Annotated in this window: 18 protein-coding genes; 9 read left to right on the top strand and 9 right to left on the bottom strand. The window is 75.2% G+C overall.

Going from position 1 to position 18,809, the window contains the following annotated elements; all coding sequences use genetic code 11:
* Positions 1–3: 3 nt before the first annotated feature.
* Together ACIP60_RS27595 and ACIP60_RS27590 are read right to left on the bottom strand one after the other, a co-directional pair.
* Positions 4–1,470 carry a phosphopantetheine-binding protein gene (locus ACIP60_RS27595; RefSeq protein ID WP_400688986.1) on the bottom strand — a complete coding sequence of 489 codons (1,467 nt, stop codon included), beginning with the start codon at positions 1,468–1,470 and terminating at the stop codon, positions 4–6.
* A gap of 22 nt (positions 1,471–1,492) precedes the next feature.
* The gene (locus ACIP60_RS27590) at positions 1,493–2,671 is read right to left on the bottom strand and encodes a radical SAM/SPASM domain-containing protein (RefSeq protein WP_400688983.1); all 1,179 of its coding nucleotides are present in this window, start codon (positions 2,669–2,671) and stop codon (positions 1,493–1,495) included.
* Positions 2,672–3,453: 782 nt separating this feature from the next.
* Between ACIP60_RS27590 and ACIP60_RS27585 the strand changes: the two genes are divergently transcribed.
* Positions 3,454–4,827: a sporulation protein gene (locus tag ACIP60_RS27585; RefSeq protein ID WP_400688980.1), complete on the top strand. Its 1,374-nt coding sequence runs from the start codon at positions 3,454–3,456 to the stop codon at positions 4,825–4,827.
* Positions 4,828–4,927: 100 nt separating this feature from the next.
* Positions 4,928–5,161, top strand: coding sequence for a hypothetical protein (locus ACIP60_RS27580; protein WP_400688977.1), 234 nt, complete (start codon positions 4,928–4,930; stop codon positions 5,159–5,161).
* 15 nt (positions 5,162–5,176) lie between these two features.
* On the opposite strand, the gene ACIP60_RS27575 is transcribed toward ACIP60_RS27580, so the two are convergent.
* Entirely contained in the window at positions 5,177–6,055 is an 879-nt protein-coding gene (locus ACIP60_RS27575) for a LysR substrate-binding domain-containing protein (RefSeq protein WP_400688974.1), read from the bottom strand.
* Between the two features lie 105 nt (positions 6,056–6,160).
* Between ACIP60_RS27575 and ACIP60_RS27570 the strand changes: the two genes are divergently transcribed.
* Entirely contained in the window at positions 6,161–6,754 is a 594-nt protein-coding gene (locus ACIP60_RS27570) for a nuclear transport factor 2 family protein (RefSeq protein ID WP_400688972.1), read from the top strand.
* A 145-nt stretch (positions 6,755–6,899) separates the two neighbouring features.
* Here ACIP60_RS27570 and ACIP60_RS27565 read toward each other — a convergent pair whose 3' ends face one another.
* Together ACIP60_RS27565 and ACIP60_RS27560 are read right to left on the bottom strand one after the other, a co-directional pair.
* Positions 6,900–7,706, bottom strand: a complete 807-nt coding sequence (locus tag ACIP60_RS27565; RefSeq protein ID WP_400688969.1) for an ABC transporter permease — start codon at positions 7,704–7,706, stop codon at positions 6,900–6,902.
* Positions 7,703–8,767 carry an ATP-binding cassette domain-containing protein gene (locus ACIP60_RS27560; protein ID WP_400688966.1) on the bottom strand — a complete coding sequence of 355 codons (1,065 nt, stop codon included), beginning with the start codon at positions 8,765–8,767 and terminating at the stop codon, positions 7,703–7,705. The genes ACIP60_RS27565 and ACIP60_RS27560 overlap by 4 nt, the downstream gene beginning before the upstream one ends.
* A gap of 214 nt (positions 8,768–8,981) precedes the next feature.
* On the opposite strand from ACIP60_RS27560, the gene ACIP60_RS27555 reads away from it, so the two are divergent.
* The 3 genes from ACIP60_RS27555 to ACIP60_RS27545 all read left to right on the top strand — a co-directional run bounded on the left by ACIP60_RS27555 (position 8,982) and on the right by ACIP60_RS27545 (position 12,316).
* Positions 8,982–9,848, top strand: coding sequence for a hypothetical protein (locus ACIP60_RS27555; protein ID WP_400688963.1), 867 nt, complete (start codon positions 8,982–8,984; stop codon positions 9,846–9,848).
* A gap of 233 nt (positions 9,849–10,081) precedes the next feature.
* Positions 10,082–11,101, top strand: coding sequence for a phosphotransferase family protein (locus tag ACIP60_RS27550; RefSeq protein ID WP_400688961.1), 1,020 nt, complete (start codon positions 10,082–10,084; stop codon positions 11,099–11,101).
* Between the two features lie 3 nt (positions 11,102–11,104).
* Positions 11,105–12,316, top strand: a complete 1,212-nt coding sequence (locus ACIP60_RS27545) for an acyl-CoA dehydrogenase family protein (RefSeq protein WP_400688958.1) — start codon at positions 11,105–11,107, stop codon at positions 12,314–12,316.
* A 48-nt stretch (positions 12,317–12,364) separates the two neighbouring features.
* On the opposite strand, the gene ACIP60_RS27540 is transcribed toward ACIP60_RS27545, so the two are convergent.
* From ACIP60_RS27540 to ACIP60_RS27530, 3 genes are read right to left on the bottom strand one after another with little or no spacing between them, the layout of a single operon-like run.
* The gene (locus ACIP60_RS27540; protein ID WP_400688955.1) at positions 12,365–13,321 is read right to left on the bottom strand and encodes an NADPH:quinone oxidoreductase family protein; all 957 of its coding nucleotides are present in this window, start codon (positions 13,319–13,321) and stop codon (positions 12,365–12,367) included.
* The gene (locus ACIP60_RS27535; RefSeq protein ID WP_400688951.1) at positions 13,321–14,163 is read right to left on the bottom strand and encodes an SDR family oxidoreductase; all 843 of its coding nucleotides are present in this window, start codon (positions 14,161–14,163) and stop codon (positions 13,321–13,323) included. Before ACIP60_RS27535 ends, ACIP60_RS27540 begins: the two co-directional genes overlap by 1 nt.
* Entirely contained in the window at positions 14,160–14,915 is a 756-nt protein-coding gene (locus tag ACIP60_RS27530; RefSeq protein ID WP_400688949.1) for an SDR family oxidoreductase, read from the bottom strand. The genes ACIP60_RS27535 and ACIP60_RS27530 overlap by 4 nt, the downstream gene beginning before the upstream one ends.
* A 136-nt stretch (positions 14,916–15,051) precedes the next feature.
* Between ACIP60_RS27530 and ACIP60_RS27525 the strand changes: the two genes are divergently transcribed.
* Both ACIP60_RS27525 and ACIP60_RS27520 read left to right on the top strand, forming a co-directional pair.
* Positions 15,052–15,678, top strand: a complete 627-nt coding sequence (locus ACIP60_RS27525; RefSeq protein WP_100835585.1) for a TetR/AcrR family transcriptional regulator — start codon at positions 15,052–15,054, stop codon at positions 15,676–15,678.
* 71 nt (positions 15,679–15,749) lie between these two features.
* Entirely contained in the window at positions 15,750–16,535 is a 786-nt protein-coding gene (locus ACIP60_RS27520; RefSeq protein ID WP_400688945.1) for a DUF2470 domain-containing protein, read from the top strand.
* Positions 16,536–16,556: 21 nt separating this feature from the next.
* On the opposite strand, the gene ACIP60_RS27515 is transcribed toward ACIP60_RS27520, so the two are convergent.
* Positions 16,557–17,339: a VOC family protein gene (locus ACIP60_RS27515; RefSeq protein ID WP_400688942.1), complete on the bottom strand. Its 783-nt coding sequence runs from the start codon at positions 17,337–17,339 to the stop codon at positions 16,557–16,559.
* A gap of 209 nt (positions 17,340–17,548) precedes the next feature.
* Between ACIP60_RS27515 and ACIP60_RS27510 the strand changes: the two genes are divergently transcribed.
* Positions 17,549–18,754, top strand: a complete 1,206-nt coding sequence (locus ACIP60_RS27510) for an NAD(P)/FAD-dependent oxidoreductase (protein WP_400688939.1) — start codon at positions 17,549–17,551, stop codon at positions 18,752–18,754.
* The last annotated feature ends 55 nt before the right edge of the window (positions 18,755–18,809 follow it).

Below are 18,809 nucleotides of genomic sequence, written 5' to 3'. Positions count from 1 at the left end.
GGGCTACGGAGCGGGCCAGGCCACCGCGGTTTCGACCCCGACGGCGTAGTCCACGCCGGGCACGTCCCAGCCGTACAGCTCCCGGAACCGCCGGTGGAACCAGGCGGCCCCGGTCGGGTCGGCGGCCAACGCGACGGCCGGGTCGGCCCACCGGGCCCGGACCTGCTCCTGGACCTTCTCGTCCAGCTCCCAGCCGTCGAGCCGGATCCGGCCCTGCGCGTCGAGGCCGAGCGGTCGCTCGCCGGTCAGCCGGGCCCACAGCTCGACGGCCTGGTCGTCGGTGGTGCGCCAGCCGTCCGCGCCGAGGACGCCGCGCAGCAGCGAGGTGTACAGGGCGATCGAGGGGATCGCGGTGGATGCCTGGGTGACGGCCGCACCGGCTACCACGGTGAACGCCCGGCCGGCGCCGTCGGCGAGGACGCCGTCGGCCAGGGTGCGGGCGGTGGCCTCCAGGTGCTCCTTGGCGGCGCCGATCGTGCCCCGCCGGTAGACGGGGGCGGTGATGTCGGAGCCGACGTAGGACAGCGCGACGGTGGTGAAGCCGTCACCGAGCAGGCCGCGTCCGGCCAGCGCCTCGACCCACAGCCGCCAGTCCCCGCCGCCCATCACCTCCACGGTGGCGCGCCGCTCCTCCTCGCTCGCCGGGTCGAGCCGCACGGTGCCGACGGCTGCGGCCCCGCCGTCCGGGAAGACCAGGGAAGCGGCCTCGTACGCCTCGCCGATCGGCTTGATGACGGAGTGGTGCACTTCGCCGGTGGCGGGATCGGTGCGGCGGGGCGCAGCCAGGCTGTAGACCAGGTGGTCGACGGGGCCGAAGCGTTCGGCGACCAGGTCGAGCACCTTCTTCTTGGCCTCGCCGGAGAAGGCGTCGGCGTTGAGGAACACGAAGTCCGAGCCGTTCTCGGCGGCGAGCCGGGCGGTGGCCGCGGTGCGGTACCACCCGGCGGTGGCGGTGCGGCGCTCGGTCGGGGCACCCTCGTAGGCGACGCCGACGCCCCGGATACCGTGCCGGCGCAGACCGGCCAGCAGGATCGACAGGCCGTACCCGGCGCTGGAGCCCAACAGCAGCACGACCGGGGCGCGGCCGCCAGGGGTGCGGGCGGGGATCGACCGCCAGGCGCGCTCCACCGTCTCGGCGCAGCCCTCGGGGTGGGAATTGACGATCAGGTAGCCGCGCTGCTTCGGGGTGATCTGCTGGAGGGTCACTCGGGGGTCCGTTCCGATGGGGTGACCGAGTCGGGCGAGGAGGCCGCGCAGGTCGGCGACGGTGGCCAGGCGGCCGACCTCCTCGTCCGGGACGGTCACGTTCAGCTGCTGCTCCAGGTGCACGACGAGTTCGTGCAGCGCGAGGCTGTCGATGCCGAGGTCGTGCTCCAGGTGCCCGTCTTCGGGGAGCGTATCCGGGGCGGTGCCCGTCGCCCGTGCGAGCGCGCCACGGAGGATCCGCGCGGTGGTTGTCGGTGTCGTCATTGCGGTGGAACCCCTTCCTGAGCTACTGGGTGGAGACACGCCGCAGCAGGTCCTGCGGCGGGATGATCGGCAGCGGCCGGGCGGGCGGCAGTCCGCGTTCGGCGCGGAAGCGGTCGGAGAGCAGGCCGCAGGAGTCGCAGAACCCGCCGCAGGTGGTGTTCTCGGTGAACTCGGCCGACACCGAGCCGTGCAGTCCCTTGAGTCCGCCGCCGGCGGCGATGAGCCGCAAGTACTCGGAGTCGTTGGCGCGTTCGATGATCGTGCGCAGCGGCGTGGTGAAGAGGTTCCCGAAGCCGAGGGACTCGGGCACGTCGAAGGAGGCGCAGGCGTACCAGCGGCCGTCCTGCTTGAGCAGCGCGGAGGGCAGGACGTACGTGCCGACGGTCGGCGCGAAGCAGTCGAAGCAGGCGTCCATCCAGCGCTTGACGGTGGTGCGGCCGGGCCGGTCGGCCTTCTTCTGCTCCTCCAGGCGGTCGTTGTTGAGGTAGACCCGCATCGTGGAGTGGACGCGGTCGTGCGGGAAGTCGCCGTACGCCTTCTCGTAGACCTCGATCAGCTCGTAGATCCGGTGGTTGCGGTCGGCCGGGTCGGCGAGGGAGGAGACGGCGACGTTCAGCTCGCGGTCGCTGTAGTGGGTGACCGCGTGGTGCAGGATCCGGGCGACGTACTCCAGCGGCACGGTCTGCTCGCCGACGGACAGCATGATCAGCGGTACGACCAGCTCGTTGCCGAACAGCCCGGCCCGCTCCAGCCGGTCGAAGGTCCGTTCGCAGCGGCGCGGCGCGCCCCACACTCCGTTGGTGGTCAGCTTCGAGACGTCGATGCGGCGCGAGCGCAGCGCGGAGATCAGCGGGGTGAGCGCGTGGAGGGCGACGAACGGCTCACCGCCGGTGATCGCGGCCGTCGGCAGGCCGATCGAGTCGAACTCGTCGACGAACCGGGCGCGTTGGTCCGGGGTCAGCGTGATGCCCTGCGCCAGCGGCAGCGCGCCCATCCCGCACGAGGGGCAGGAGTCGTTGCACTTCGTGGTGATCTCCAGCTCGATCCGCAGCGGCCGGTAGCGCAGGCCGGCCAGTCCGGCGGCGGCGAACCGGGCCTCGATCACCTCGAAGACGTCCGCCCGCTTGGGCGCGTACTTGCCCAGGAACGGTTTCACCGGGCCGCGCCCGGCGATGAAGGTGTGCGCCCCTTCCTTGATCACGACGCCCCTCCTGCGGTGAACTCCTCGACGGCGACCTCGCGCTCCACCAGGTGGACGCCTCCCGGTACCAGGCGCCGCAGATCCCGTCGCCGTCGGTGCCGTACAGGTTGTGCAGCGAGGTGTACAGGCCGGCGTCGGCGAGTTGCTGCCGGGTGATCGGGGTGACGTGGGTGGGGTCCATCGCGGGCACGTCCACGACGTCCGGGTTCGGGGTCGTGATCACCACGCCGTGCACCGCGCTGGTCATCAGTCGCTCCAGCAGCCGGAACGGGTCGCGCAGGTGCTCCAGCACCTCCAGGCAGGCCACCCAGTCCCAGCGCACCGGCGGCGACCACACCTCCAGGTCCACGGGGCCGGTCCAGCGGTCCACCGGCAGGTAGCGGCCGCGCCAGCCGTGGACCGTGCGCAGGCACACGTCCAGCTCGGTGTGGCCTGCGCCGACGTCCGCCAGGCTGTGGCGGTCGGACAGGCCGCCGGCCGTCAGGCGGTCGGCGGCGATCTCGTAACGGGCGCTGCGCTCGCCGTACGGGCGCCGCACGTGCCGCAGTACGGGGACGGGCGGGAACGCGGTGACATCGGTCCTGGTCACAGGTCTGCTCCTCTCGGATCAACGGGAAGACCAGGGAACCGCCGCCGGTGGGGTTGCCAGAAGGGCTCACACGGGGGGCTCACCATCACGACCCCTGTCACCGAGAGCGGTGGACGTACTACGCTCGGCCACCCCGGCGGTCGTGGGGGAAGTACCGACCGGCCGGGTCCGACCGGGACCGCAGGGGGTTGTCGTGCCAGCAGGGCGCCGCACCAAGGAGCCGAACCGCAAGCTCGGCCGGCTGATCGAGGAGTCGGGGGCCAGCCACGCCGCGCTGTCCACCCGGATCAACCAGCTCGCCGCCCGCGCCGGGGTCAACCGCGCGTACAGCCACACCTCGATCGTGAACTGGACCCGGCGGGGGATGCGACCCAAGCCCCCGGCACCGGCGCTGCTGGCCGCTGCGCTGGGCGAACGCCTCGGCCGGCCCGTGACGCTCCAGGAGATCGGCATGGCCGACGTCCCGCCGACGGGCCCCGAGATCGGATTCACTTTCTCCAGGGACACCGATCACGCCCTCCGGATCGCTGCCGAGTATTGGAGAACCGTGGACCGACGAGACTTCCTCAGCAGCAGTCCCTTCGCCGTGGCCGCGTTCGCCACCCCCTTCAGCCGCTGGCTGTCCGTCCCCGCCGACCCCGCCACCGCACGTCTCGGCGGACGCCGCGTCGGACGCGCCGACCTGGACGAACTGTGGGCCGCCTCCGAAGAGGCCCGGGCCTGGGACAGCCGCTGCGGCGGCGGCAACTGGAAGTCCTCCATGGTCACCGAGTGCCTGCGCCTGCGCGCCGCCCCGCTGCTCGAAGGGACGTTCACCGAGGCGATCGGCAGCGAGCTGTTCGCCGCGACGGCCGAACTCGCCCGCGTCGCCGCCTGGTCCGCCGTCGACATGGGCGACCACACCGAAGCGCAGCGGCAGTTCGTCCAGGCCCTGCGGATGGCCCGCGCCTCCGGCGACGTGGCGGTGGGCTCGTACGTCCTGGCCACCATGAGCCTCCAGGCGTTCCTGCGCGGCTACCCGGTCGAAGCCGTCGACATGGCCGAAGGCGCGTACGAGCGGGCCAAGCACGACGCCCCCGCCCGCGTGCTGGCCTTCGCCAAGCTCGCCCAGGCCCGGGCCCACGGACGCGCCGGCGACGCCAAGGCCGCCGCCGCCGCGATCATCCACTCCGAGCAGCTGGTCGACGCCGCCGCCACCGACCCGCGCGACCCCGCCTGGCTGGCCTACCTGACCCGGGCCCGCATCGCCGCCGACGCCGCCGAGATCCACCGCGACCTCCACCGTCCGAAGGAGGCCCTGCGCTGGCACCGCGAGGCGGCGGCGATGCCCAGCGGCGTCTACACCCGGGCCGTCGGCATCCAGCACGCCGTCATCGGGACCGCCCACCTCCAGAACCGGGACCTCGAACCCGGCCTGGAGTCGGGCGAGCTGGCGCTGCGGATCCTCGGCACCGTCCGGTCCACCCGCGCCCGCGACTACCTCCGCCGGTTCACGACCGCACTGGACCCCTGGGGCGCCGAGCCGATCGCCGCGGACTTCCTCCGCCGGGCCCGGACCGCCTGCTGAGCGGCTCCGACCCATACCGGCCGACCGCGAAAAGTAGCCGGTCAAGCACTCTCCGCGACACCGACGGGCCGTCGCGCGTGGGGCGCGGGACACTGGGGGTATGAGCGAGTCCGGAGACATATTCCACCCGCCGGTCGTGGTCCGCCCGCCGACCCGCGGGGGACGGTCGTACCGGCGGGTGGAGATCTACGGGCGGACGGTGGGGCGGGCGACCGGGCCGGAGGAGGTGGTGGAGCTGATCCGGCGGGCGGGGGTCGCGGAGCCGGACCTGGACGATCCGGACCTGGTGGGGTGGCGAGGCGGGGACCGGACGGTGTGGGGGCGGACGGCGTGAAGCGGTCGTGGCGGATCAGGGGGCGGGGAGGGCGCGGAGGTAGGCGCGGACCGCTCCGGAGGTCTCGTCGGGGCGGCCGATGACCAGCAGGTCCGGCCCCGGTGCGGTTCCGTGCAGGGGTCGGTAGGTGAGGCCGGGCAGGGTGATCCGTTCGGTGGCGGCGGGGACGAGGGCCACGCCCGCGCCGGCCGAGGCGAGGGCGAGGACGCCGAGGGTGCTGCCGACCACGCGGACCCGGGCGCGGTCCTCCTCGGCGGCGGGCCGGATCCGGGACAGGACGGTCTCGTCCTCCTCGCGGCCGGCGAAGACGATGAGGTCGTGGGCGGCCAGCGCGGCGGCGGTCACGGCGGGGGCGGAGGCCAATTCGTGGTCGGAGCGCAGGGCGACGGAGAGCGGGGTGGGCGCGCGGCGGGTGACCCGCAGGCCGTCGGCGTCGCCGAGGGCGAGGTCGGGGCAGTAGCCGAGGTCGAGCGTGCCGTCGCGCACCGCCTGGACCTGGGCGGCGGGCGGGAGTTCGGTCAGGGCGAGTCCGACCCGGGGGTGGGCCAGGCGGAAGTCGTGCAGGTCGTCGGGGAGGACGCCCTGGAGGACGGCGACGCCGGAGAAGCCGATCCGCACCGTCCCCGTCTCGCCGCGCACGGACTGCCGGGCGGCCCGCAGGGCCCGGTCGGCCTGCGCCAGGGTGCGGCGGGCCGCGGGGAGCAGCAGTGCGCCGGCCTCGGTCAGCTCGACGCTCCGGCTGGTCCTGGTGAACAGCCGCCCGCCCACCTCGCGCTCCAGGGCCTGCACCTGGGCGCTGAGGGTGGACTGGGTGACGTTCAGCCGGGCGGCGGCCCGGCCGAAGTGCCGTTCGTCGGCGACGGCGGTGAAGTAGCGCAGGTGCCGCAGTTCCACGGTCCGTCCTCCCCTCCATCGCTCCCATCGCTCCATCGCTCCCAGCGATCGTTCGATCGTATCTTTCGGTTGGACCCATCGCTCTGCGGAACGAAGACTGGACGCATGAACGCGACACTCCAGGACCGACAGGACATCGCCGACCTCATGACCGGGTGGATCCACCGCGACCTGGGCGACTGGGAGCGGCTGAAGGGCCTCTTCCACCCCGACGGCCGGATCGAGATCACCTGGTTCGAGGGGCCGGCGCACGAGTTCGTCGACGCGTCCGCCCGGATGGGGGCCTCCGCCTTCCGCACCAAGCACCTGATCACCGCGCCCGTGGTGGCCTTCTCCGCAGACGGCACCCGCGCCGTCAGCGAGACGAACGCCGTCATCATCGGCGAGAACACCGACCTCCGGCTCGGCTGCGAGGGCCACAACCGGTTCGTCGACCGCCTGGAGAAGCGGGACGGGGTGTGGCGGATCGGCGACCGCAGGAGCGTCTACGACTTCGCCTCGTTCACCTTCCCGGCCGGCCCCGTCGACATCGACCCGCGGGCACTCGACCGGCACCCGCGGGAGTACGCGGCCCTCGCCTACCTGCTGGAGGCCACCGGCTACCCGGTGGGCCGGGTCTTCGCGACCAGGGGCAGCGAGCTGGAGCGCGACCTCAAGGAGTCCGCGACCGCCTGGCTGCACGAGCGGACGGACGGCTGACGACCCGCCCGCCACCCGCCACCGCGCCTGCCCCCGCGCACGGGGGCGCCGGACGGCGCGATCGGGCCGATCACCGTCGAGGAACGCGCCCCGCCCCCGGAGCGGCCCGACGGACCGGCCGGGCGGACCTGTCGCGGGACGCCGCTCAGACCGCCCGGCGGTAGAGCCAGACGCCGAGCGGGGCGAACACGGCGATGATCCCGGCGTCCCAGGCGAGGGCCTGCCAGACCTGGGTGCCGAGCGGGCCGCCGACCATCAGGGCGCGGACGGCCCCGGCGGTGATGGTGACGGGCTGGTGGTTGGCGAAGACCTGGAGCCAGCCGGGCATGGTCGAGGTCGGGACGAACGCGGAGGACGCGAAGACCAGCGGGGCCAGGACGGGGAAGGCGGCGGCGGTCGCGGTCTCCGGGTCGCCGACGGCCAGGCCGACGACGGCGAAGACCCAGGACATCGCGAGCCCGAAGGCCAGCACCAGCAGCGCGCCGGCCAGGAACGCCAGGACGCCGTTGTGGATCCGGAAGCCGACCAGGAAGCCGACGCCGGTCATCAGCGCCACCACGAACACGTTCCGGGCCAGGTCGGCGGTGGTCCGCCCGGAGAGCACCGCGGAGCGGGCCATCGGCAGCGAGCGGAAGCGCTCCATCAACCCGGTCTGCAGGTCGCCGGCCAGGCCGATCGCGGTGTTGACCGCGCCGAACGCGACGACCTGCACGAACACCCCGGGCATCAGGTAGTCGACGTACGAGACGCCGTGCAGGACCGCGCCGACCACCCCGCCGAACACGTACCGGAACATCAGCACGAAGACGATCGGCTGCACGGTCGAGAAGATCAGCAGCCGCGGCACCCGGCGCAGCGCGATCAGGTTGCGCCCGGCGACGGCCAGCCCGTCCCGGACGGGGGCGAGCAGGCGGTCGAGCAGCGGCGGTTCCAGGGGGGCGGCGACGGTCATGACGGCGGGTCTCCTGCGGCGGAGGATGCGGCGGGGGGCGCGGCGGGCGGGCCGGTCCCGGTGCGGTGGCCGGTGAGGGCGAGGTAGACGTCGTCGAGGCTGGACTCGCGGACGGCGATGGTGCGCGGGGTGAGCCGTTCGGATTCGAGCGCGTGCAGGACGTCCATCAGCAGCAGCGAGCCGTCCGCGCTGGGCAGGCGCAGCACCGCGCCGTCGCGTTCGGGGGTGTACCGGAGGCGGTCGGTGAGCAGGGCGGCGGCGCGGGTGGCGCGCGGGTCCTCGCCCATGCCGAGTTCGAGGACGGTGGTGCCGAGGCGGGACTTGAGGTTGTGCGGGCTGTCGTCGGCGACCACCCGACCCTCGGCGAGGACGGCGACCCGCTGGGCGAGCCGGTCGGCCTCCTCCAGGTACTGGGTGGTGAGCAGGACGGTGGTGCCCTCGGCGACGAGTTCGCGGATCAGCTCCCAGAGCGCGGTGCGGCTCTGCGGGTCGAGGCCGGTGGTGGGCTCGTCGAGGAACAGCACGGGCGGTTCGGGGACGAGTGCGGCGGCCACGTCGAGCCGGCGGCGCATCCCGCCGGAGTAGGTGCGCACCGGCCGGTCGGCGGCCTGTCCGAGGTCGAAGCGGGCCAGCAGGTCCGCGGCGCGCGGGTCGCGGCGGTGGCGGGGCAGCTGGGTGAGGCGGCCGATCAGACGGAGGTTCTCCCGGGCGGTCAGGTTGGGGTCGACGGCGGCGTACTGCCCGGCGAGTCCGATCAGGCGGCGGACGGCGGCGGGGTGGGCGGCCACGTCGGTGCCGAGCACCTCGGCGCGGCCGGAGGTGGGCCGGATGATGGTGGTCAGGATGCGGATCGTGGTGGTCTTGCCCGCGCCGTTCGGTCCGAGCAGGCCGAACACGGTGCCGGGCGGGACGGCGAAGTCGACGCCGTCCAGGGCGATGAAGTCCTTGAAACGCTTGCCGAGCCCCTGGACCCGGATCGCGCTGCCGGTGCCGGTGCCGCCGGTGCTGTCGATGCCGCCGGTACTGCCGGTACTGCCGGTTCCGGCCGACTGGGTGGTCATGGGCGCCCCCTCGGGCGAGTGGTACCCCTCCAGTGTCCGCCTGCCCGGGCGAGGGGCGAATCGGGCGCGGGGAGCAGGCGGGGGACGGGCCCGGGGTGGGCCTTCCGGGGCAACGGGGTCCCTCCTGGTGCGGAGCGGCCCGGCTCTGGAGTGGCCGGGCGGCGGTCGGCGGGGGTGGATGGTCTCCAGTGCCGCGCCGTCCCCTGGAGCCCCGATGCCCCGTACCCGCCGTGCTGCCGCCGCCCCGCTGTCCCGTACCCGCCGCCCCGCCTGCCGCAGGTGCCGCACCCGCTGGGCCGCCGTGGCCGTGGTGCTGTCGCTGTCCGTCCTCTCGGCCGCGGGGTGCTCGGCGTCCCCGGACCCGAGCGCCCCGCCGGCCGCCGAGTCCTCGCCCGCCACCGCGGCGCCGGTCGCCGACGCGGGACCGTCGGTGTCGGCGTTCGCCACCACGGTGGGCACCCGGGTGGCGCTGGCCCGGGTGGGCAGCCTGGGCCCGCTCCTGGTGGACGACCAGGGCCGCACCCTGTACCTGTACGGCGCCGACACCTCGGTGCACGCGACCTGCCTGGACGAGTGCGCGAAGTCCTGGCCGCCGGTGACCACCCCGGGTTTCCCGTCGGCCGGGCCCGGCGTGGACGACGGGCTGCTGGGCGCGGCGGCGCTGCCGGACGGGACGGCCCAGGTGCTGTACAAGGGCCACCCGCTGTACCGCTACACCGGCGACCACGGGCCGGGCGAGACCGCCGGGCACACGGTGGCGGGCCCGCAGGGCCCCTTCTACGCCGTCACTTCGCTGGGCGACCCGGTCGGCGTCGACATCGCCACGCTGCGCGGCGCGGGGGGTGCGGTCCCGAGCCCGGGTGCGAGCGCGAGCGCGGGGGCCGGCGCGGGGGCGGGGGCCACGCCCGCACCGGACGCGACCGCCGACCCGACGGCGTCCCCGACGACACCCCCGGCGGACCCCGGCGCCCAGACCCCGGCCGCCCAGGCCCCGGCCGACGGCTCGGGGGCCGCCCCCACCGGTGGCGATCCGGCCGGTGGCGGTGCCCCGGCGGGCGAGGCGGGGTCGCAGCCGGGCTGAGTCCGCGGTTCGGACCGCCCGCCCGGGACGCCGTTCCGGGCGGGCGTTTCGCGACCGGCCGCAGAGCCGGCCCCGCGACCGGCTCTGCGACCGGCTCTGCGGCCGGCCCTCACAGCCGGTCGCGCGACCGCGTCCGTGGCCGGTTCCGCGGTCGCTCGTTGACAAGTGTCGCCGCCGGGCCGATCCTAAGCAAGCGCTTAGTCAGTACGTCCCGACCCCTGCGAGGTGCCCCGATGACCACCGCTGCTCCGCCCGGACTGGACCTGGAGAGGCTGCGCGCCCACCTGGACACCGCGCTGCCGGCGCCCGTCGCGGGGCCGCTCACGGCGCGGCTGTTCGAGGGCGGGCGGTCCAACCTGACGTACCTGGTCGAGGACGGCGCCTCCCGCTGGGTGCTGCGCCGCCCGCCGCTCGGGCACGTGCTGGCCACCGCGCACGACATGGCCCGCGAGTACCGGGTGCTGGGCGCGCTGGCCGGGACGGCGGTGCCGGTGCCGCGGCCGGTGCTGCTGGTCGAGGACACCGGGGTGATCGGCGCGCCGTTCTACCTGATGGAGTACGTGCCCGGCACCGCGCACCGGGACGCGAAGGCGCTGGCCGCGCTCGGCGAGGACCGGGTGCACGCCCTGGGCGTGCGGCTGGTGGAGACCCTGGTCGCCCTGCACGCGCTGGACCCGGAGGCCGCGGGCCTGGCCGGCTTCGGCCGTCCCGAAGGCTTCCTGGAGCGCCAACTGCGGCGCTGGGGAAAGCAGTTGGACGCCTCCCGGAGTCGCGAGGTGCCGGGCGTGGACGAGCTGCACCGCCGCCTCGCCGAGACCCTGCCGCTCTCCCCCGCCCCGGCGCTGGTGCACGGCGACTACCGGCTGGACAACGTCCTGGTGGACGGCGAGGACCGGATCACCGCCGTCCTGGACTGGGAGATGTCCACCGTCGGCGACCCGCTCACCGACCTGGGCCTGCTGGTGATGTACACCGAACTGGCCCGCCGCTTCGACGGGTTGCTCCCCGGCGCGGCCCTCGCCCCCGGCTTCCCGTCCACCGCCGAGCTGGTCCGCCGCTACGCGGAGGGCTCCGGCCGGGACGTCGCCGGGCTCGGCTGGTACGTCGCCTTCGCCTCGTTCAAGCTGGCGGTCGTGCTGGAGGGCATCCACTTCCGCTACACCCAGGGCGGCACCGTCGGCGCGGGCTTCGACCGGGTCGGCGAACTCGTGCCGCTGTTCGTGGAGTTCGGGCTCGAATCGCTGGAGGGCTGAGGAATGGATTTCGGGTACGACGCCAGGACGACCGAGCTGCTCGGTGAACTCGGCTCCTTCATGGACGAGTTCGTCTACCCCGCCGAACCGGTGCTGGCCGGGCAGCTCGACGACCCGGGGCGCGAGCCGTGGTCGATCCCGCCGGTAATCGGCGAGTTGCGGGCCGCCGCGCAGTCCCGCGGCCTGTGGAACCTGTTCCTGCCCGGGGAACTGGGCGCCGGGCTGACCAACCTCCAGTACGCGCCGCTGGCCGAACTCACCGGCCGCTCCATCCTGCTGGCCCCGCCCGCGCTCAACTGCGCGGCCCCCGACACCGGCAACATGGAGCTGCTCGCCCAGTTCGGCTCCCCCGAGCAGCGCGAACGCTGGCTGCGACCGCTGCTCGACGGCACCACCCGCTCCGCCTTCGCGATGACCGAACCGGACGTGGCCTCCTCGGACGCCACCAACATCACCACCCGGATCGAGCGCGACGGCGACGAGTACGTCGTCAACGGCCGCAAGTGGTACATCACCGGGGCGATGAACCCGGACTGCGGGATCTTCATCGTGATGGGCAAGACCGACCCCGCCGCCGAGACCCACCGCCAGCAGTCGATGGTCCTCGTCCCGCGCGACACCCCGGGCGTGCGGGTGCTGCGCGGCATGCGGGTGTTCGGCTACGAGGACGCCGACCACGGCGGCCACGCCGAGATCCTGTTCGAGGACGTCCGCGTCCCCGCCGCGAACCTGATCGGCGAGGAGGGCGGCGGCTTCGCCATCGCCCAGGCCCGGCTCGGCCCCGGCCGCATCCACCACTGCATGCGCGCCCTCGGGATCGCCGAACGCGCCCTCGAACTCACCTGCCGCCGGGTCGACTCCCGGGTCGCCTTCGGCCGTCCGCTCGCCGACCAGGGCGTCGTCCAGGACTGGATCGCCGAGGCCCGGGTCCGCATCGAGCAGGCCCGGCTGCTGGTCCTGAAGACCGCCTGGCTGATGGACACCGTCGGCAACCGCGGCGCCCACACCGAGATCCAGGCGATCAAGATCGCCGTCCCGTCCACCGTCGAGTGGATCCTCGACAAGGCCGTCCAGGCCCACGGCGCGGCCGGCGTCAGCCAGGACACCCCGCTCGCCCAGCTCTGGTCCGGCAACCGCACCCTGCGCCTGGCCGACGGCCCGGACGAGGTCCACAAGCGCTCGCTCGCCCGCCGCGAGCTGAGGAAGTACCGCTGAGGACGAGGGAGTCGGAGACCCGCTGACGGGCCCCTGCTCAGGGGCCCGTCAGGGGATGATCGCGAGGCGGCCCGTGGTGGTGCCGGAGGCGACGTCGTGGACGGCGGTGGCGGCGGCGTCCAGCGGGAGGCGGGCGGAGACCAGCGGGCGGGGGGCCAGCGCGGTGAGCGCGGCGTGGCAGTCCCGGACGGCGGCGGGGTCCTCGGTGACGTAGCGGCCCCAGTGCAGGCCGAGCAGCGAGTAGTTCTTGACCAGGGCGTGGCCGAGGGCCGGGGCGGGGATCTCGCCGGAGGCGAAGCCGACCAGCACGATCCGGCCCTCGAAGGCGACGCACCGGGTGGAGCCGGTGAAGGCGGGGCCGCCGACCGGGTCGAAGACCACGTCCGCGCCGCGCCCGCCGGTGGCGTCCTTGACGGCGGCGACGAAGTCCCCGGCGCGGCGGTCGACGACCAGGTCGGCGCCCAACTCCCTGGCCACTGCGGCCTTCTCCGGCCCGCCGACCACGGCGATGACGAACGCCCCGGCGGCCTTGCCGAGTTGGACGGCGGCGCTGCCGACGCCACCCGCCGCGGCGTGCACCAGCAGGGTCTCGCCGGGGGCCAGGCGGGCGCGGCGGTGCAAGGCGAACCAGGCGGTCTGGTAGGCGATGTGGAAGCCGGCGGCCTCGGCGTCGTCCAGGTGGCCGGGGGCGGGCAGCGCGGTGGCGGCGTTCATCAGGGCCTGCTCGGCGAACGCCCCGGCGGGCAACTCGGCGGTGCCGATCAGGCGTTCGCCGGTGCGCGGGCCCTCGGCGACCTCGCCGCAGAGTTCCACGCCGGGGGTGAACGGCAGCGGCGGGCGGACCTGGTAGAGGCCGGCGGCCATCAGCGCGTCGGGGAAGTTGACGGCCGCGGCCCGGACCCTGACCAGGAGCTGTCCGGGGCCGGGGACGGGCGGGTCGGCGTCCTCGACCAGCTTCATCACGTCGCGGGGCGCGCCGAGTTCGGTGATCTGCCAGGCTCGCATCAGTTCTCCTGGAGTGTCTCGATCTGCTGCTGGAGCCGGTTCATGCCGCGCAGCCAGCGGTCGGGGGTGGTGGCGCGGGCCGCGTAGTGGTCGGCGGTCTCCGGGTGCGGCAGGATCAGGAACTCCCCGGCCGCCATGCCGCGCAGGGCCGCCGCGGCGGCCTCGGCGGGTTCGATCGCGGTGGGTTCGAGCAGCACCCGCCCGTGGGTGCCGGTGCCGTCCAGCATCCGGGTGCGCACCCCCTGCGGGCAGAGCGCGTGCACCCGGACGCCGCGGTGCCGGTAGGTCGCGGACAGCCACTCGGCGTAGGCCAGCGCGCCGTGCTTGGTGACGGCGTACGGGGCGGAGCCGAGCATGGTGAGCAGTCCGGCGGCGGAGACGGTGGCCAGGAAGCGGCCGGTGCCGCGCTCCAGCCAGTCGGGCAGCAGCAGGCGGCTGGCCCGGACGTGGCCGAGCACGTTGACCTGCCAGGCCGTCTCCCAGGCGTCGGGGGTGGCGTCGGGGCCGCCGGTGGTGGCGACGCCCGCGTTGGCGCAGTACAGGTCGACGGCGCCGAGGTGGGCGCGGGCGGCGTCGATCAGGGCGGCGACGCCGTCCTCGCTGGCCGCGTCGCCGGGGACGGCGTGCCCGCCGGTCTCGGCGGCGACGGCGCGGGCGGCGTCGGCGTCGAGGTCGTTGACCACCACCCGGGCGCCGGCGGCGGCCAGCGCCCGGGCGAGGGCCGCGCCGATGCCGTGCCCGGCGCCGGTGACGACCGCGCCGACGCCCTCGAACTCCGCGCCGGGACCGGGACCGGGGCCGGGGCCGGTCGCGTCGGGGCCGGTCGCGTCGGTACCGGTCACAGCCCGCCGCCGAGGGTGACGCCGCCGTCGACGACCAGGGTCTGGCCGGTGATCCAGCCGGCGTCCTCGGAGAGCAGGAAGCAGACGGCGCCGGCCACGTCCTCGGGCAGGCCGAGGCGGCCGAGCGGGTAGGCGCGGGCGACCTTCTCCTCCCGGCCCTCGTAGAGCGCCTCGGCGAACTTGGTCTTGACCACGGCGGGGGCGACGGCGTTGATCCGGACGCCGGGGCCGAGTTCGGAGGCGAGTTCCATGGTGAGACGGATCAGCGCGGCCTTGGAGACGCCGTACATGCCGATGCCGTTGGAGGCGCGGAGGCCGGCGATGGAGGCGACGTTGACGACCGCGCCGCCGTGCTCGGCCATCCAGGCGGCGTGGGCGCGGCGGGTCCAGGCCAGCGGGGCGAGCACGTTGACGGCGAGGATCTTGGCCGCGGCGGCGGGGTCGGTGTCCAGGACCGGGCCGTAGACGGGGTTGATGCCGGTGTTGTTGACCAGCAGGTCGAGGCGGCCGTAGGTGTCCAGGACGGTGGCGACGGTCTCCTCCTGGTGCGCGGCGTCGTCGGACTTCCCGGCGACGGCGATCGCGTGCGCGGGCCCGCCGAGGGCCTGGACGGCCTCGTCCAGGGTCTCCTTGGTGCGGGCGGTGAGGCAGACCTTCGCCCCGCGCCGGACCAGTTCCCGCGCGACGCCGAACCCGATGCCCCGGCTCGCGCCGGTGACCACGGCCACCTTGCCCTCGAACGACACTGTCATCGCCGTACCTCTCGGATCTGCGGGCGCTCCGGGCCCCCGCGTTGACTAAGCGCTTGCTTAGCATCTTGGCGGCGGGCGACACTGTCAACAGCCCGACCCGCCGACCCGCGCCCGACCGTCTGGGAGGATGACCCCCATGACCGACCCAGCGACCGCCGCGCTCTGGCCCGGGGAGCGCACCGAGGCCGCCCGGCGGCTGCTGCTGGCCGCCGTGGACTCCTTCGCCCGCCGCGGCTACCACGCCACCACCACCCGGGACATCGCCACGGCCGCCGGGATGAGCCCGGCCGCGCTGTACATCCACTACCCGTCGAAGGCGGCGCTGCTCGCCGAGATCTCCCGCACCGGCCACCGGGCCACCCTGGAGCTGGTGGAGCGGGCCGAGGCCGCCGGGTCCGACCCGGTGGAGCGGATGCGGGCGCTGGCGGAGTCCTTCACGGTCTGGCACGCCCGCGGCCACACCGTCGGCCGGATCGTCAACCACGAGCTGCACGCGCTGCCCGAGGAGGACTTCGCGGCCGTCGCCGAGCTGCGCATCCGGATCGAGGAGGCGGTGCTGCGGATCATCGCGGACGGGGTGGCGCGGGGCCTGTTCCGCGTCCCGGACCAGCGCACCGCGGCCCGCGCGGTCACCTCGCTGGGCATCGACGTCTCGCGCTGGTACACCGAGCGCAGCAGCGAGTCCCCCGAGGAGCTGGGGCGGCGTTACGGGCAGCTGGTGCTGCGGATGCTGGGCGCGCCGGCCGACCGGATCGGCGACTGACCGCGCGCCACTGGACCTCCCGCCCTCCTGGTGATTAGGTTAGCCTTACCTAATCATCAAGGAGGCTCCCCGTGCTGCCCCAGCCCGACCGCCGCCCGTCCGCCCACGAACGCGCCCGCACCCTGCTGGAGTTCGCCTCCTCCGCCGTGCTGGACGTCCGCGGCGCCGACCTCACCGCCCGTCCCGGCCTGCCCCCGCAGGTCGCCTGCGCGCTGCGGCCGGACGGATCGGTGGCCGTGCTGGTCGGCCGCGAGTCGGCCCTGCACCGGATCACCGCCCTGGCCCGCGGCCCGCTCACCGCCGAACTCGACTGCGTGGACGTGGCCCCCGTCGCCGTCCCGCACCGCATCCGCGGCCGCCTCCAGGTCCAGGGCCTGCTCTCCCGCTCCCCCGGCGAGGACCCGGCCGCGCTGTTCCCCCGCCACGGGCACCGCGGCGAGGCCGGCGTGCTGCTCCGGCTGGAGCCCGACCACCTGGCGCTGGACGACCTGTGGGGCTCCGAGTGCTGCCTCGACCCGGACGGGCTGGCCGCCGCCGAGCCCGACCCGGTGGCCGCCGAGGAAGCCTGCCTGCTCCAGCACCTGGCCACCGCCCACACCGACCAGCTGCGCGAACTCGGCGCCCGCGCCCTGGACCGCCCCGACGGCCCGCCGGCCGGCTGGCACCCCGCCGACCGGCTGCGCGAGGTCCGCCCCGTCGCCCTGGACCGGCGCGGCCTGCGGGTGCGCCTGCTCGGCGCCGGCAGCGCCCTGGACGCCCGCTTCGAGTTCCACCGCCCCGTCGCCCACCCGGAGGAGCTGCCGGAGGCGATGCACCGCCTGTTCGCCCCGGTCCTGCACGGCGGCCGGGGCGACTGACGGCGGGGGCCCGGACAGGGCCTAGCCGGGGCCGAGGACCGAGAAGTGCCCGCCCTCGGCGTCCGCCAGCCGGGCCACCCGGCCGTACGGGGAGTCGGCCGGGCCGTCCAGCACCCGGCCGCCGAGGTCGACGGCCCGGCGGGCGGCGGCGTCGGTGTCGGCGACCGAGAAGAACACCTCCCAGTGCGGCGAGAGGTCCCGCGCGGCGCGCAGCGCGGCGACGCTGCGGCCCTCGGAGCGCAGCACCACCCGCTCGTGCTCGTAGCGGACCTCGAAGTGCGCCGGGTCGCGGTCGTCCCAGCGGAACACCTCGCCGTAGAACAGCGCGGCGGCGAACGGGTCGGCGGTGCGCAGCTCGATCCAGGCGGGGGCGCCGGGCCGGGCGGCCCAGGGGGCGTCGCCGGGCCGGAGGTCGACGGGTTCGCCCTCCCAGATGCCGAAGGTCGCGCCGAACGGGTCGGCGGCCAGCGCGACCCGGCCCGCGTCGAAGGCGAGCGGGCCGACCGCGAGGGTGCCACCGCGCTCGCGGACGCCGTCGGCGGCCCGGTCGGCGCTCTCGATGCCGAAGTAGGTGGTCCAGGCGACCGGGCGCTCCCAGTCGGTGCCGAGCTCGCTCAGCCCGGCGACCTCGACCCCGTCGGCCAGCGCGCGCAGGTAGCTGCCCCAGCGGTCCGGCCCGGGGGTGAACTCCCAGCCCAGCAGCGGCCCGTAGAAGTCCCGCGCGGCCGGCAGGTCCCGGACCGTCAGGCCGACCCAGCACGGCACCGCGGGCACGCAGCGCACCGTGGCCGTTCGCTCCACCATCCCGCGGGCTCCCTTCGCCGCTCCGCCGGCCGGACGGCCGGACCCGCCCAGCCTAGGCCGACGGCCCCGCCGGATCGTGGTCCGCCTCGCGGGCGAATCCCGGCCGCCGCACCGGACCGACCGGCGCGGGTCCCCCGGTCGGACGCGTGCCGGTGCCAAGGTCGGGCAGGACGGGGGCACGGGAACACCACTGCGGGAAGGACGTGGGCATGGACACCGGGATCGTGATCGTCGGGGCGAGCCTGGCCGGGGCGAAGGCCGCCGAGGCGCTGCGCGCGGAGGGCTACCAGGGGCCGGTCACCCTGGTCGGCGACGAGTCCGAGCGGCCGTACGAGCGGCCGCCGCTGTCCAAGGGGTACCTGCTCGGCAAGGAGGAGAAGGAGAAGGTCTACGTCCACCCCGCCGACTGGTACGAGCGGCACGGGGTGACGCTGCGGCTGGGCACCGCGGCCACCGGGGTCGACCCGGCCGGGCACACCGTCACGCTGGAGGGCGGCGAGCGGCTGCCGTTCTCCAAGCTGCTGCTGGCCACCGGTTCGGCCCCGCGCACGCTGCCGGTGCCGGGCGGCGACGGGGACTTCGTGCGGACGCTGCGCCGGATCGGCGACAGCGAGGGCCTGAGGGCCGTGTTCCGCCCCGGGGCGCGGGTGGTGGTGGTCGGCGCGGGCTGGATCGGCCTGGAGGCCGCCGCCGCGGCCCGCACCGCCGGGGCCGAGGTCACCGTGCTGGAGGCCGCCGAACTGCCGCTGCTGCGGGTGCTGGGCCGGGAGGCCGCGCAGGTCTTCGCCGACCTGCACCGGGCGCACGGCGTCGACCTGCGGCTGGGCGTCGAGGTCGCGGAGCTGCGCGCGGACGGCGTCCGGCTCGGCGACGGCGGCACCGTCCCGGCGGACGTGCTGCTGGTCGGCGTCGGCATCAGCCCGAACACAGCGCTGGCCGAGAACGCCGGGCTGACCGTCGACGACGGCGTGCGCACCGACCAGCACCTGGCCACCTCGCACCCCGACGTGTTCGCGGCGGGCGACGTGGCCAACGCCTTCCACCCGCTGTTCGGCAGGCCGATCCGGGTCGAGCACTGGGCGAACGCGCTCAACCAGCCGGCGGTGGCCGCCGCCTCGATGCTCGGCAAGTCCGCGGTGTACGACCGCGTCCCGTACTTCTTCACCGACCAGTACGACCTGGGCATGGAGTACACCGGCCACGCGGAGCCCGGCGGCTACGACCGGGTGGTGTTCCGGGGGGACGTGGCCGGGCGGGAGTTCATCGCGTTCTGGCTCTCCGGCGGGAAGGTGCTGGCGGGCATGAACGTCAACGTCTGGGACGTCACCGACCCGATCCGCGAACTGGTCCGCTCCGGGCGGCCGGTGGACCCGGAGCGGCTGGCCGACCCGGCGGTGCCGCTGGCCGAACTCTGACCCGGCCGGGCCGCGTCACGGGCGGTTCGCGGCCGGCCCCGCGTCACCCCGTGTC

The organism is Kitasatospora sp. NPDC088783 (genome assembly GCF_044750705.1).
Taxonomy (GTDB): Bacteria; Actinomycetota; Actinomycetes; order Streptomycetales; family Streptomycetaceae; genus Kitasatospora; species Kitasatospora fiedleri.
The sequence above is the reverse complement of the archived record's forward strand: the minus strand, read 5'-3'. Positions and strand labels throughout refer to the sequence as shown.

Bases quoted from the DNA above. Each gene is read 5' to 3' on its own strand.
- ACIP60_RS27565 (WP_400688969.1), bottom strand. From the start codon at position 7,706: ATGACCGTCGCCGCCCCCCTGGAACCGCCGCTGCTCGACCGCCTGCTC.
- ACIP60_RS27550 (WP_400688961.1), top strand. From the start codon at position 10,082: ATGACCACCGCTGCTCCGCCCGGACTGGACCTGGAGAGGCTGCGCGCC.
- ACIP60_RS27530 (WP_400688949.1), bottom strand. From the start codon at position 14,915: ATGACAGTGTCGTTCGAGGGCAAGGTGGCCGTGGTCACCGGCGCGAGC.
- ACIP60_RS27515 (WP_400688942.1), bottom strand. From the start codon at position 17,339: ATGGTGGAGCGAACGGCCACGGTGCGCTGCGTGCCCGCGGTGCCGTGC.
- ACIP60_RS27510 (WP_400688939.1), top strand. From the start codon at position 17,549: ATGGACACCGGGATCGTGATCGTCGGGGCGAGCCTGGCCGGGGCGAAG.
- ACIP60_RS27525 (WP_100835585.1), top strand. From the start codon at position 15,052: ATGACCGACCCAGCGACCGCCGCGCTCTGGCCCGGGGAGCGCACCGAG.
- ACIP60_RS27570 (WP_400688972.1), top strand. From the start codon at position 6,161: ATGAACGCGACACTCCAGGACCGACAGGACATCGCCGACCTCATGACC.
- ACIP60_RS27595 (WP_400688986.1), bottom strand. From the start codon at position 1,470: ATGACGACACCGACAACCACCGCGCGGATCCTCCGTGGCGCGCTCGCA.
- ACIP60_RS27580 (WP_400688977.1), top strand. From the start codon at position 4,928: ATGAGCGAGTCCGGAGACATATTCCACCCGCCGGTCGTGGTCCGCCCG.
- ACIP60_RS27545 (WP_400688958.1), top strand. From the start codon at position 11,105: ATGGATTTCGGGTACGACGCCAGGACGACCGAGCTGCTCGGTGAACTC.
- ACIP60_RS27560 (WP_400688966.1), bottom strand. From the start codon at position 8,767: ATGACCACCCAGTCGGCCGGAACCGGCAGTACCGGCAGTACCGGCGGC.
- ACIP60_RS27540 (WP_400688955.1), bottom strand. From the start codon at position 13,321: ATGCGAGCCTGGCAGATCACCGAACTCGGCGCGCCCCGCGACGTGATG.
- ACIP60_RS27555 (WP_400688963.1), top strand. From the start codon at position 8,982: ATGCCCCGTACCCGCCGTGCTGCCGCCGCCCCGCTGTCCCGTACCCGC.